Below are 11,985 nucleotides of genomic sequence, written 5' to 3'. Positions count from 1 at the left end.
CCGCTCAGAAGCGGATCGTCAGCGCCGGGATGTAGCTCAGCGCCGCCAGCAGCGCGATCGCGACCCAGAAGAAGGGCCACAGCGCCTTCACCGTCTCCGCCATCGTGCTGCCCGCGATGGTGGAGGAGATGAAGAGCGTGGTGCCGACCGGCGGCGTGTAGAGCCCGATGCCGAGGTTGAGGATCATGATCAGGCCGAGCTGCAGCGGATCCAGCCCGATCTGCGCCGCCAGCGGCACGAAGATCGGCGCCAGCAGCAGGATCGCCGGCGCCAGGTCCAGCGGCCCGCCGATGACCAGCATGATGATGTTCATGGCCAGGATCACCAGCCAGGGATCCTTCAGCGTGGCGGAAACCCATTCGGCGAAGCGCTGCGGCACCTGGTCGAAGGTCAGGATCCAGCTGGCGGCGGCACTGCCCATGATGACCATCATCACGATGCCCGTCGCGATCCCCGCATCGATCACCGCCTTGCGGAAGCGGCGCCAGGACATGTCGCGATAGAGGAACAGGCTGGCCGCCAGGGCGTAGAGCACGGCCATCACCGCGATCTCGGTCGGCGTCGCGAAGCCGAAGCGCAGCGCCACCAGGATCAGCACCGGCAGGATCAGCGCCGGCAGCGCCAGGAAGCCCAGACGCAGCGTGCGCCGCCAGTCGAAGGGCGGCGCCTCCGCCTGCATGCCGAGCTTGCGCGCCTGCCACCAGCACACGCCGACGAAGCCCACCGCCATCAGGATGCCCGGCAGCACGCCCGCCAGGAACAGGTCGCCGATCGAGACGCCGCTGACCACGGCGTAGAGGATCATCGGGATGGAGGGCGGGATCAGGATGTCGATGACGGCGGAGGTCGCGTTGTTCGCCGCGCAGAGCCCGGCCGGGAAGCCCTGCCGCTTCTGCCAGGGGATCAGCACCGAACCCAGCGCGCTGGCATTGGCCACCGCGCTGCCGGAGACACCGCCGAAGACGACGGAGCCGACCACGGTGGTGGACAGCGCGCCGCCCCTCACCCGCTGCATCAGCTCGCCGGAAAAGCGCAGCAGCTCCATGCCCAGCTTGCCTTCCATGATCAGCGTGCCCGCCAGGATGAAGAAGGGCAGCGCCAGCATGGGGAAGGATTGCGTCTGCTGGAACATCTGCTGCGCCACCAGCAGCAGCGGCAGCTGCCCGTCCCACAGGATCGCGATGCCGGAGGCGATGACCAGCGCATGCGCCACCGGGATCACCGCCACCATCAGCACGGTGAAGGCGAGGACGAGGACGAGGCTCATCTCTCTTCCGCGCCGTGCTTGCGCACGCCGCCCTCCTTCGCGGGCCGCAGGTCCCGCGGTTCGACCCGGGAATTCATACCGGCTGCTCCTCCGGCTTGGGTTGCGGCAGCGCCTCCGGCCCCCGCAGGGCGATGCGGATCGCGACCGTGGCGGTGGACAGCGCCAGCAGCGCGCAGCCCGCGGCCACCGCCCAGTAGCCATAGCTCCTGGGCAGGCGGAGCGCCGGGCTCAGCTCGATCGCGACGATCTCGGCCACCACCAGCGCCTGCCACGCCATGGCGAGGTAGGCCGCCGCCACCAGCGCATGGCCCGCCAGCAGCAGCACGCGGCGCGCGCCGCGGCCGAGGCGGCCGAGCAGCCATTCGACGGCGATGTGGCCGCCGCCCTGCACGGCCAGCACGACGCCCGCCATGATGAACCAGGGGAAGAGCTGCTCCGGCACCTCCTCCGCCCAGTCGAAGCCGCCGGTGTCGAGCCCGTAGCGCGCGACGACATTGGCGGTGAGCGTCGCCATCAGCACCGTCCCGCTGGACAGCAGCACGGCCTGGCAGGCCAGCGCGACGCCCCGGTCCGCGGCGAGGGAGGCCGCGAGCAGCGCGCGCCCCGCCCGGCCGTGCCCGGGGGATGTCAGGATCTCCGTATCGGGCATGGCGAGGGCGGGGCCGGTCATGTCACGAAGCGGCCGCGGCGCGCAGCCGCCGGACGAAATCGCCGAAGGGCCGCGCCTCCCACCGCTCCGCCACCGCGGCGGTCGCGGCGCGGAAGGGCGCCTGGTCCACCTCGTTCACCGCGATCGCGGGGTTGGCGCGGAACTCCGCCAGCAGGCGCAGGTCGATCTCCTGCGCCAGGCGCCGCTGCTCCGCGCCCGCTTCCCGCGCCGCGTCCCGCACCAGGCGCTGGTCCTCCGGCCGCAGCCTGGCCCAGGCGATGCGGGAGGCGAGGAAGGGGTTGCATTCCCATTTGTGCCCCGTCAGCGACACGAAGCGGTTCACCTCGAACAGCTTGGAGGACTGGATGTTGGCCAGCGGATTCTCCTGCCCGTCCACCACGCCCTGCTGCAGCGCGACGTAGAGTTCGTTGAAGTTGATCTGCTGCGTCGCCGCGCCCAGCGCCTGGAAGATGTCGATCGTCACCGGATCCGGCGGCGTGCGGATCTTCAGGCCGCGCAGATCCTCCGGCCGCAGGATGGCGCGGCGGCTGTTCGTGGTGTGGCGCGTGCCGTTGTCCCAGAAGCCGAGCGCGATGAGGCCCACCGCCTCGAACCGCCGCGCCAGCTCCTCCCCGATCGCGCCATCCACGATGCGATAGGCGGCTTCCGCGCGCTCGAACAGGAAGGGCAGGCCGAGCGCGGCGAGTTCCGGCAGCACGGCCGAGGAGGCGCCCTGGCTGTTGACGGAGAGGTCGAGCGTGCCGGTGCGCAGCGCCGTCACCATGGCGGCATCGTCGCCGAGCTGCGCGGAGCCCGCGACGCGCAGCTCGATCCGGCCATTGCTGCGCTCCCGCAGCAGGGCGGCGAAGCGGTCCGCGGCGATGGAGCGCGGGTTGCCCGGCGCGGCGCCATGGCCGAGCGTCAGGCGGACCTGCCCCTGCGCCCGTGCCAGGGCCGGCGCGCACAGCGCCCCGATGCCGCCGAGCAGGGCCGCCCGGCGGGTGAGGGTGATGGTCATCTTGTCGGTCTCCTCCTGGGTGAAACGGCGGCGGCTAGAGCCAGCCGCGAATGCTCCTCGCCATCGCCCCGGCCGAGATGCCGTAGCGGTCATGCAGCGTCGGCAGCGCGCCGGCGTCGAGGAAGGCGTCGGGCAGCGCCACCTGGCGGAAGCGCGGCGGGATCACGCCCTCGCGCAGCAGCAGCGCGGCCACGGCCTCGCCCAGCCCGCCGATCACCGTGTGGTTCTCCGCCACCACCACCATGCGGCCCGTCCGCGCGGCCTCCCGCAGGATGGTCGCGGTGTCCAGCGGCTTGATGGTCGGCACGTGCAGCACCGCCACATCCACCTTGTCGGCGGCCAGCAGCTTCGCCGCCTCCAGCGCCCGCATGGTCATGAAGCCGGAGGCGATGACCAGCGCATCCGCGCCGTCGCGCAGCAGCGCCGCGCGGCCGAGTTCGAAGCGGTAGTCGTATTCGTCCAGCACCAGCGGCACGTTGCCGCGCAGCAGGCGCATGTAGACGGGCCCGTCATGCGCCGCGATCGCCGGCACCGCCTGCTGGATGTCGAGCGCGTCGCAGGGATCGACGATCACCAGCTCCGGCATGCCGCGGAAGATCGCGATATCCTCCGTCGCCTGGTGGCTCGGCCCGTAGCCCGTCGTCAGCCCCGGCAGCGCGCAGCAGATCTTCACCGGCAGGCCTTCCTCCGCGATGCCCTGGCTGATGAAGTCGAAGGTGCGGCGGGATGCGAAGGCGGCGTAGGTGGTGACGAAGGGCACGAAGCCCTCATGCGCCAGCCCCGCGGCCGCCAGCATCAGGTTCTGCTCCGCCATGCCCATCTGGTAGAAGCGGTCCGGATAGGCCGCCGCGAAGACATGCAGGTCCGTGTACTTCGCGAGATCCGCGGTCATGCCGAGGATCTCCGGCCGCGACCGCGCCAGCTCCACCAGCGCGCGGCCGAAGGGCGCGGGGCTGGTGCGCTGGTCCGGCCCGGCGAGGGAGGCGATCATGGCGGAGGTGGTGAGCCGCGGGCGGGAGGGATCGGCCTCCGCCACGCTGCCGGCCTCGCCACGCCCCCAGGGGCCACGCCTGATGCGGCTCATGCCACCCTCCCCTCATCCAGCGCGGCGATCGCCAGCGCCCATTCATGCGGCTCCACGCGCAGGAAATGCGCCTTCTCGCGCGCCTCCAGGAAGGGCACGCCCTTCGCCATCCGCGTGTCGCAGATGATGATGCGCGGCTTCGGCGCCGCGACGTCGCGCGCCGCATCGAAGGCGCGCACCAGCGCCGGGATGTCGTTGCCGTCCACGCGCTGCACGTGCCAGCCGAAGGCTTCCCACTTCGGCGCCAGCGGTTCGAAATTCATCACGCCGGTGGAGACGCCATCGGCCTGCATGCGGTTGACGTCCACGATGTTGATGAGGTTGCCGAGCTGCCAGTGCCCCGCCGACATCGCGGCTTCCCAGACCGGGCCTTCATCCAGCTCCCCGTCCGACATCAGGTTGTAGACGAAGCGGTCGCCCCCCTTGCGCTTCAGGCCGAGCGCCTTGCCGACCGCGATGCCGAGCCCGATGCCGAGCGACCCGCCGCTGATCTCCATCCCCGGCGTGTAGCTGGCCATGCCGGACATCGGCAGGCGCGAATCATCGGTGCCGTAGGTCTCGATCTCCGCTTCCGGGATCACGCCCGCCTCGATCAGCGCGGCATAGAGCGCGATGGCGTAGTGGCCGATGGAGAGCAGGAAGCGGTCCCGCCCCTCCCACCCCGGATCCTCCGGCCGGTAGCGCAGCGCGTGGAACCAGGACACCGCCAGCACATCGGCCACGCCCAGCGCCTGGGCGATGTAGCCCTGTCCCTGCACCTCCCCCATCCGCAGCGCGTGGCGGCGGATGCGCCGCGCGCGTTCCTCCAGCGATGGCGCATTGGCGCGCATCGGCGATCGCGCATCCATCGCGCGTCTCCCTTCCTGCCGTGGTGAAGCGGGGCGGACCCCGTTAGTGGATCAGCATCCCGCCATTGACGTCGATGACCGCGCCCGTGACGTAGGAGGAGAGGTCGGAGGCGAGGAACAGGTAGATCCGCGCCACGTCCTCCGCCTCGCCCAGCCGGTTCAGCGGGATGCCCTTCAGGATCTCCGCCTTCATCGCCGGCGTCAGCTTGCCGCCGGTGATGTCGGTCTGGATCAGCCCCGGCGTCACGCTGTTCACGCGGATGCCGTCCGGGCCCAGTTCCCGCGCCATCGCCTTGGCCAGGCCCAGCACGCCGGCCTTGGCGGCGGAATAGTGCGGCCCGCCGAAGATGCCGCCGCCGCGCTGGGCGGAAACGCTCGACATGCAGGCGATGGAGCCCTGCCGCCGCGCCCGCATATGCGGGATGAAGGCCTGGCTGAGGAACAGCACCCCCGTCATGTTCACATCGACGATCCGCTGCCAGTCCGCGGGCGTGATCTCCATCGTCTTCACGGGCTGGGAGATGCCGGCATTGTTGACGAGGATATCGACCTGCCCGAAGGCGCCGATCACCTGCTCCGCCGCGGCGCGGCAGCTCTGCGCATCGGCGACGTCGCAGCCCAGGCCGAGGTGGCCATCGCCCAGCTCGGCCGCCGCCGCCTTCGCCCCCGCCGCATCCAGGTCCAGGATCGCGACCCGCGCGCCATGCTGGACGAATAGCCGCGCCGTGGCGCGGCCGATGCCGCGGGCGCTGGCGGCGCCGGAAATGACGGCGGTCTTGTCGGTAAGCAGCACGGCGCTTCCTCGTTCTTTCCTCGTGTTGAGGTCACGGTGCACCGCCCCACGCCTCACCAAAAGCGAGAAATTCGCGCCGATCAAAGAACTGGATTCACCGATCCGGGCCCGCGCCGCCGCCCAGCTCCTCCGGCCCCAGGTCCAGCGCCAGCTCCCGCGCCAGCCAGCGCAGGAACAGCACCATGGACCGCGTGTATCGCTTGGACCGGGGGAAGACGAGCCAGTGGCCGGTATAGACCACGTCCTCGCACACCCCCTTCAGCGGCTGCACCAGGCGGCCGGCCGCGATCTCCCGTTCCGCCAGCATGGTCGATTCCAGCGCGACGCCCAGCCCATCCATCGCCGCGCTCAGGGACAGGAAGCTGCGGTCGAAGCGCGGCCCGCGCGGCGGCGGCGCGGCCAGGCCGTTCGCCGCGAACCAGGCGGGCCAGCGCACGCGCTTGTTGTCGCTCTCGATCAGCACCTGGCCGAACAGGTCGCGCGCGCCCTGGATGCGGGCCGCCAGCGCGGGCGCGCAGAGCGGCGTCACCACCTCCGTCCCCAGCGGCACCACCACCAGGCCCGGCTGCCCCGCCGTGGCGGGCAGCTGGTGCGGCGGCGCGCCATAGACGATGTCGCCATCGAATTCGTCGGCCAGGAAGCGGGTGTAGTCGGTGCCCGCGGCGATCCGCAGCTCCAGCCCCTCGCATTCCTGCAGCAGCCGGCCGAGCCGCGGCACCAGCCATTGCGCGGCGAAGCTCGGCGCGCTGTGCAGCTTCAGCAGCAGCGGCCTGCGCGCGGCGATGCTGGCGATGCCCAGCTGCAACTCGCCGAAGCCGCGCTCGACATGGCGCATCAGCGTCTCGCCTTCCGGCGTCAGGCGGATGGCGCGCCCCTCGCGCTCGAACAGCATGGTGCCGAGGTCGCGTTCCAGCCCGCGGATGGCGTGGCTGACGGCGCTCGGCGTCAGGCCGAGATCGTCGGCCGCGAGGCGGAAGGAGCCCGTCCTGGTGGCGGCCTCGAAGGCGCGGAGCGCGGTGAAGGGCAGGTGGCGCGGCATGGCGGCAGGTGAACCCGATTCACCAGGCCGCGCAATTCGCCCCCGCCAGGGCGGCGGTCAGGCCCCCGCGCGGTCGAACCCCTGCCGCGCATCCCGGATGGCGCCGTGGTGGCGATCCGCCCAGCCGACCAGCGGCATCACCGCCTGCACCAGCGAACGGCCGAGCCCGGTCAGCGCGTATTCCACGCTCGGCGGCACCGTCGGGTGCACCGTCCGCGTCAGCAGCCCGTCGCGCTGCAGGTCGCGCAGCGTGATCGTCAGCATGCGCTGGGAGATGTCGCTGATCGCCCGCCGCAACTCCCCGAAGCGATGCGGCCGTTCATCCAGCGCCAGCAGGATCAGCACCGACCATTTGCCCGCCAGGCCGGAGACCACGTCGCGGATCGGGCAATCCTCGATGGTCATGCCGGATGCCTTGACCTCGGCCAGCGTCCTGCGGCGCGGCGGCGGGATGTCTGCCACGGGGTCGGTATCCTTCCTGTGCCCAGGGGTCATGCCGGTGCCTTCTTTACGGCATCCGGGCCCCGGTCCATGTCCATGAGGCTACTTTCTAGCCCTGCTTCCAGAAAGGAACCAGCGCGCAGAAGTGCCTGCATCAAGGACCCGGACCATGGCTGAAACCCTCCTCGTCACCGGCGCCGCCGGCCAGCTCGGCCGCCTCGCCGTCGAACACCTCGCCACCCTCCACCCCGGCCCCATCGTCGCCGGCACGCGGGATCCCGCGAAGCTCGCGGGCCTGCCGGCGGGGGTGGCGGCGCGGCGGATCGACTTCGACGATGCCGCCTCCCTCGCCGAGGGCTTCCGCGGCGTCGATCGCGTGCTGATCGTCTCCACCGACGCCTTCGACCGCCCCGGCCGCCGCGTCGCGCAGCATCGCGCCGCGGTGGAGGCCGCGGCCAGGGCCGGCGTGCGGCGCCTGCTCTACACCTCCATGCCGAATCCCGAGCCCGGATCGCCGGTGGTCTTCGCCGGCGACCACCACGCGACGGAGGAAGCGGTGCGCGCCACCGGCCTGCCCCACACCATCCTCCGCGTCAGCTGGTACCAGGAGAACCTGCTGGGCTCGCTGCCCGGCATCCTCGCTTCCGGCATCTGGACCAGCGCGGCCGGGGAAGGGCGGGTGCCCTATGTCGCCCGCCTCGATGCCGCCCGTGCCGCCGCCGCGGCGCTGGCCGCCGGCAGCGCGGCGCGGGAGACGATCGACATCACCGGCCCGCGCGGCTGGACGGTGGCGGAGGTCGCGGACCTCGCCAGCCGCCTCCTCGGCAAGCCCATCCGCGTGCTGCCGCTGGAGGATGCGGCGCTGGCCGAGACCCTGGCGCGCCATGGCGTGCCGGCCCCGATGGTGCCCGTGATCGTCACGATGGACCGCAACACGCGGGAAGGCCGGATGCCGGCGCCGACGGATGCGGTGGCGCGCCTGACCGGCACGCCGCCGCGGACGCTGGAAGCCTTTCTCGAACAGCTGAAGGGCAGCTTCCCGGTCGCGGCATAGGCCGGCGGGCGGCGGCGGGGGATGCCCCGCCGCCCTATCGCCGGAAGCCCTGCGTCGGCTCCACCACCGGCAGCAGGGGCAGCAGCGCCTGCAGGTCGCGCTCCGCCCGGCAGGCCAGGTAGCGCTCGCCCGGCTCGCCCCCGGCTGCCGCCTCGATCGGGAAGGCGGTCAGGCCGATATCGCCATAGACGCGCAGCAGCCCGGGCCCCACGCGCCAGAAGGCGGCATCCACCCCGGCGCGGTCGCACATGTCGCGGAAGCGCCAGATGGCGGAAACGCGGTCCCGCTCCTCCCCCGCCGGATCGCCGAGCGCCAGCCAGACGCCGTTGCGCCGGACGAAGCCGAAGCCGGCGCGCCCGGCTTCCCCGAACACCGCGCCATCCGCCGTCTCCGGCGCCACGGCGCCCAGCGCCTTCAGGCGGCCGCGCACCTCCTCCCCCCAGGGTTCCGGCGCCAGGCGCGCGGGGCGCAGCAGCCGCGCGGCCGCCACCAGCAGCAGCACGGCGGCCAGGCCCACGGAAAAGCGCAGGCTGTCCGGCGCCAGCGGGCTGACCACCACCTCCCACCAGCTCTCCCCGCCCACCTTGCCGCCATAGCTGACCATGGCGAGCATGATGGCGCAGGCGCCGACCACGGCCAGCGGCAGCACCGTCTCCACCCCCATCGGCTCCCGCATCAGCCGCGCGTCGCGGTAGAAGGCGCTGCGCATGGCGGCCAGCAGCGCCGCCACCAGGATGAAGGCCCCCCAGAGCCACCAGCCATCGGCGCGCAGCCAGCAGATCAGCGCGCCGTTGAGCAGCAGGATGATCCCCGCCCCCCAGGCCAGCGTCAGGCGCCGCAGCAGCCCGTAGCCCATCACCAGCAGCAGCGACCCCACGATGGAGGCCGCGAAATGGGACGCGACCGCGGCCTCGTACCCCGCCCAGAGCGCGACGGCGCTGTCGCGCGTCGGCAGCGCGCCCAGGAACAGCAGCAGCGTGCCGCCGAGGCCGACGAGACCCGCGATGGCCGGCACTTCCAGCGCATCGGTCACGCGCTGGTCGGCGGCGAAGCGCGCCAGCACCGCGCGGCGCTGCGCGATCTCGAACCCCGCGAAGAGGATGCCGGCCAGGAACAGCGGCACGATGTAGTAGTAGAGGCGGAACAGCAGCAGCGCGCCCACCACCTGCGCCGGCGTCAGCCAGGGGGCGAGCCCGATCAGGATGGCGCCGTCGAAGACGCCGATGCCCCCGGGCAGGCTGGCCGCGATGCCGGCGGTGTAGGCGGTGATGTAGATGCCGAGGAAGCGGAGGAAGGTCAGCCCCTCCGCTTGCGGCAGCAGGGCGTAGAAGATCATCGCCGTGACGGCGACATCGACGCTGGCCAGCACCGTCTGCGCCACCGCCATGCGGAAGCCCGGCAGGTCGATCCGGTGCCCGAAGATGGTGATGTGCGACCGGATGCGGGACATGGTGACGTAGGCGATGACCAGCGCCCACATCACCAGGCCGATGCCCTGCATCATCCAGTGCGGCACATGCTCGCCGAGGCCCGGCACCACCTCCGGCTCCACCACCAGCACCATGCCGCCCAGCGCGAAGCCGCCGAGCCCGAAGGTGAGCGAGGTGAAGGCGACGACCTTGGCGATGGCGACCGGCGGCAGCCCCCAGGCCGCGTAGAAGCGGTAGCGCACCGCCGCCCCCGACACCGCCGCGAAGCCGAGGTTGTGCGCCAGCGTATAGGCGCAGAAGGAGGCCAGCGAGGTGCGCGCGTAGCTGACGGGATAGCCCGCATAGACGCTGCCCAGCCGGTCGTAGATGGTCAGCACCGCATAGGCGAGCACGGTCCACCCCGCCGCGATCCACAGCGTGCCCGGCGGGATCGCCGCCAGCGCCGCCTTGATGTCGGCCACCGAGAGGCTGCGGAATTCCTTCTGCACCACCCAGATCGCCGCCACCAGCAGCACCAGCCCGAACACCGCGACGCCGTGGCGCCGGGCGAGGGAGAGGAAACCCTTCATGCCGTCTCGCTGCCGGCGTGCTCGACCGTGGCTTCGCGCGCCAGCGCGCCCTCGATCAGCGCGATGGTGGCGGCAATGCCGTACAGCGCGACGAAACCGCCGAAGCGCGGCCCCTCCGCCTGGCCCAGCAGCACCTGGTAGAGCGCGTTGAACCAGGCGCGGGAGACGCCGGGGCGGCCCCCATCCTTGGCGGGCTCCAGGAAGGGCTCGCGCCGCCCGGCATCATAGACCAGGTCCTGGATCGCCTTGGCCTGTTCCTCCGGCGCCAGCGCCTCCAGGTCGCCGATCCGGTCGCGCAGCGCGGCGGCCAGGGCGGCCAGCGCCGCGCGCTCCCCTTCCGTCGGCGCGCGGTGCTTCTTCGTCGGCAGCACGCGGTCGCGGTAATAGGCGACGGCGTATTCGATCAGCCGCGCCAGCAGCGGATGCGTCTCCCCGCTCGCCTCCGGCGCGTAGCGGCGCAGGAAGCCCCACAGCATGTCCGGGTGGTCCGCGTTGATCACGCTGGCCAGGTTCAGCAGCATGGTGAAGGACACCGGCGTGCCGGGGTCGTTGCTCGGCCCGCCATGGATGTGCCAGGCGGGGTTGTCCGGCCCCGGCGCGGTGCGCAGGCGGTCCAGGTTCTGGACGTATTCATCCACCGCGCGGGGGATGACGTCGAAGAACAGCCGCTTGGCGCGCTGCGGCTGGTTGTACATGAACTGCGCCAGGCTCTCGGGCGGCGCGTAGTGCAGCCATTCGTCGATGGTCAGCCCGTTGCCCTTGGACTTGCTGATCTTGCCGCCTTCCTCGTCGAGGAACAGCTCGTAGGTGAAGCCGATCGGCGGCTCGCCCCCCAGCACGCGGCAGATGGCGCCGGAGAGCCTGACGCTGTCGATCAGGTCCTTGCCCGACATCTCGTAATCGACGCCGAGCGCGTACCACCGCAGCGCCCAATCCGCCTTCCACTGCGCCTTGCAGTGCCCGCCCGTGATGCGCGTGCCGAAGCGCTCCCCCGTCTCCGGGTCCTTCCACACCAGCAGATCCTCGGCCGGGCGCACCTCCTCCATCGGCACCTGCATCACCACGCCCGTCTTGGGGTGGATGGGCAGGAAGGGCGAATAGGTGGCGCGGCGGTCGGGCCCGAGCGTCGGCAGGATCACGCCCCGCACCTCCTCATGCCGCTCCGCCATCCGGATCAGCGCCGCGTCGAAGCGCCCGGAGCGGTAGTAGTCGGAGGAGGAGGCGAATTCGTAGTCGAAGCCGAACTGGTCGAGGAAGGCGCGCAGCCGGGCGTTGTTGTGGTGCCCGAAGCTCTCATGCGTGCCGAAGGGGTCGGGGATCGCCGTCACCGGCCGGCCGAGGAAGCCCGCCAGCATTTCCCGCTGCGGCACGTTGTCCGGCACCTTCCGCAGGCCGTCCATGTCGTCCGAGAAGGCGATGAGGCGGGAAGGCAGGCCGGTCAGCCGCTCGAAGGCCCGGCGCACCCAGGTGGTGCGCGCCACCTCCCCGAAGGTGCCGATATGCGGCAGGCCGGAGGGGCCGTAGCCGGTCTCGAACAGCGCGGCGGGCTTGCCCTTGGCCTTCACCCGCTCGGCCACCTTGCGCGCCTCCTCGAAGGGCCAGGCCCTGGCGGCGGCGAAATCGGCGGGGGAGGCGGACATGCGCGGGACACCTCAAGCGGGAAACGGTGCGGGGTTATAGGGGGGGCAGGGCGGGCACGCGACCCCGGGCTTTGCAGGGCCGGCCAGCGGGGCGCGCGACCGTAACCATTTGGGATGAATTGGGGGTGTAGCGTCCGGCCGCCATCAACCTGG

General features: G+C 71.9%; 11 protein-coding genes. 1 reads left to right on the top strand and 10 read right to left on the bottom strand.

Annotated features, from left to right (window positions below):
• Positions 1-4: 4 nt before the first annotated feature.
• The 8 genes from JJI54_RS06790 to JJI54_RS06755 all read right to left on the bottom strand — a co-directional run bounded on the left by JJI54_RS06790 (position 5) and on the right by JJI54_RS06755 (position 7,160).
• A complete protein-coding gene (locus tag JJI54_RS06790; protein ID WP_203072050.1) occupies positions 5-1,267 on the bottom strand; it encodes a TRAP transporter large permease in 1,263 nt (420 codons plus the stop codon).
• A 73-nt stretch (positions 1,268-1,340) separates the two neighbouring features.
• Positions 1,341-1,937, bottom strand: a complete 597-nt coding sequence (locus JJI54_RS06785; protein WP_203072049.1) for a TRAP transporter small permease — start codon at positions 1,935-1,937, stop codon at positions 1,341-1,343.
• A gap of 1 nt (position 1,938) precedes the next feature.
• Positions 1,939-2,934 (bottom strand): TRAP transporter substrate-binding protein, encoded by a 996-nt coding sequence (locus tag JJI54_RS06780; protein WP_203072047.1) that lies wholly within the window; start codon positions 2,932-2,934, stop codon positions 1,939-1,941.
• 34 nt (positions 2,935-2,968) lie between these two features.
• Positions 2,969-4,018 carry a transketolase family protein gene (locus tag JJI54_RS06775; RefSeq protein ID WP_203072046.1) on the bottom strand — a complete coding sequence of 350 codons (1,050 nt, stop codon included), beginning with the start codon at positions 4,016-4,018 and terminating at the stop codon, positions 2,969-2,971.
• Positions 4,015-4,866 (bottom strand): transketolase, encoded by an 852-nt coding sequence (locus JJI54_RS06770; RefSeq protein ID WP_203072045.1) that lies wholly within the window; start codon positions 4,864-4,866, stop codon positions 4,015-4,017. Before JJI54_RS06770 ends, JJI54_RS06775 begins: the two co-directional genes overlap by 4 nt.
• A 43-nt stretch (positions 4,867-4,909) precedes the next feature.
• Positions 4,910-5,659, bottom strand: a complete 750-nt coding sequence (locus JJI54_RS06765; protein ID WP_203072043.1) for an SDR family NAD(P)-dependent oxidoreductase — start codon at positions 5,657-5,659, stop codon at positions 4,910-4,912.
• A 94-nt stretch (positions 5,660-5,753) separates the two neighbouring features.
• Positions 5,754-6,698, bottom strand: a complete 945-nt coding sequence (locus tag JJI54_RS06760; protein WP_203072042.1) for a LysR family transcriptional regulator — start codon at positions 6,696-6,698, stop codon at positions 5,754-5,756.
• 57 nt (positions 6,699-6,755) lie between these two features.
• Positions 6,756-7,160 (bottom strand): winged helix-turn-helix transcriptional regulator, encoded by a 405-nt coding sequence (locus JJI54_RS06755; protein WP_318987453.1) that lies wholly within the window; start codon positions 7,158-7,160, stop codon positions 6,756-6,758.
• Positions 7,161-7,308: 148 nt separating this feature from the next.
• Between JJI54_RS06755 and JJI54_RS06750 the strand changes: the two genes are divergently transcribed.
• A complete protein-coding gene (locus JJI54_RS06750; RefSeq protein ID WP_203072040.1) occupies positions 7,309-8,193 on the top strand; it encodes an NAD(P)H-binding protein in 885 nt (294 codons plus the stop codon).
• A 34-nt stretch (positions 8,194-8,227) separates the two neighbouring features.
• Here JJI54_RS06750 and JJI54_RS06745 read toward each other — a convergent pair whose 3' ends face one another.
• Together JJI54_RS06745 and JJI54_RS06740 are read right to left on the bottom strand one after the other, a co-directional pair.
• Entirely contained in the window at positions 8,228-10,192 is a 1,965-nt protein-coding gene (locus tag JJI54_RS06745; protein ID WP_203072038.1) for a lysylphosphatidylglycerol synthase domain-containing protein, read from the bottom strand.
• On the bottom strand, positions 10,189-11,832 hold the full coding sequence (locus JJI54_RS06740; protein WP_203072036.1) for a lysine--tRNA ligase: 1,644 nt from the start codon (positions 11,830-11,832) through the stop codon (positions 10,189-10,191). Before JJI54_RS06740 ends, JJI54_RS06745 begins: the two co-directional genes overlap by 4 nt.
• Positions 11,833-11,985 lie beyond the last annotated feature (153 nt).

The sequence above is a fragment of the Falsiroseomonas ponticola genome (genome assembly GCF_016805305.1).
GTDB lineage: Bacteria > Pseudomonadota > Alphaproteobacteria > Acetobacterales > Acetobacteraceae > Falsiroseomonas > Falsiroseomonas ponticola.
The sequence above is the reverse complement of the archived record's forward strand: the minus strand, read 5'-3'. Positions and strand labels throughout refer to the sequence as shown.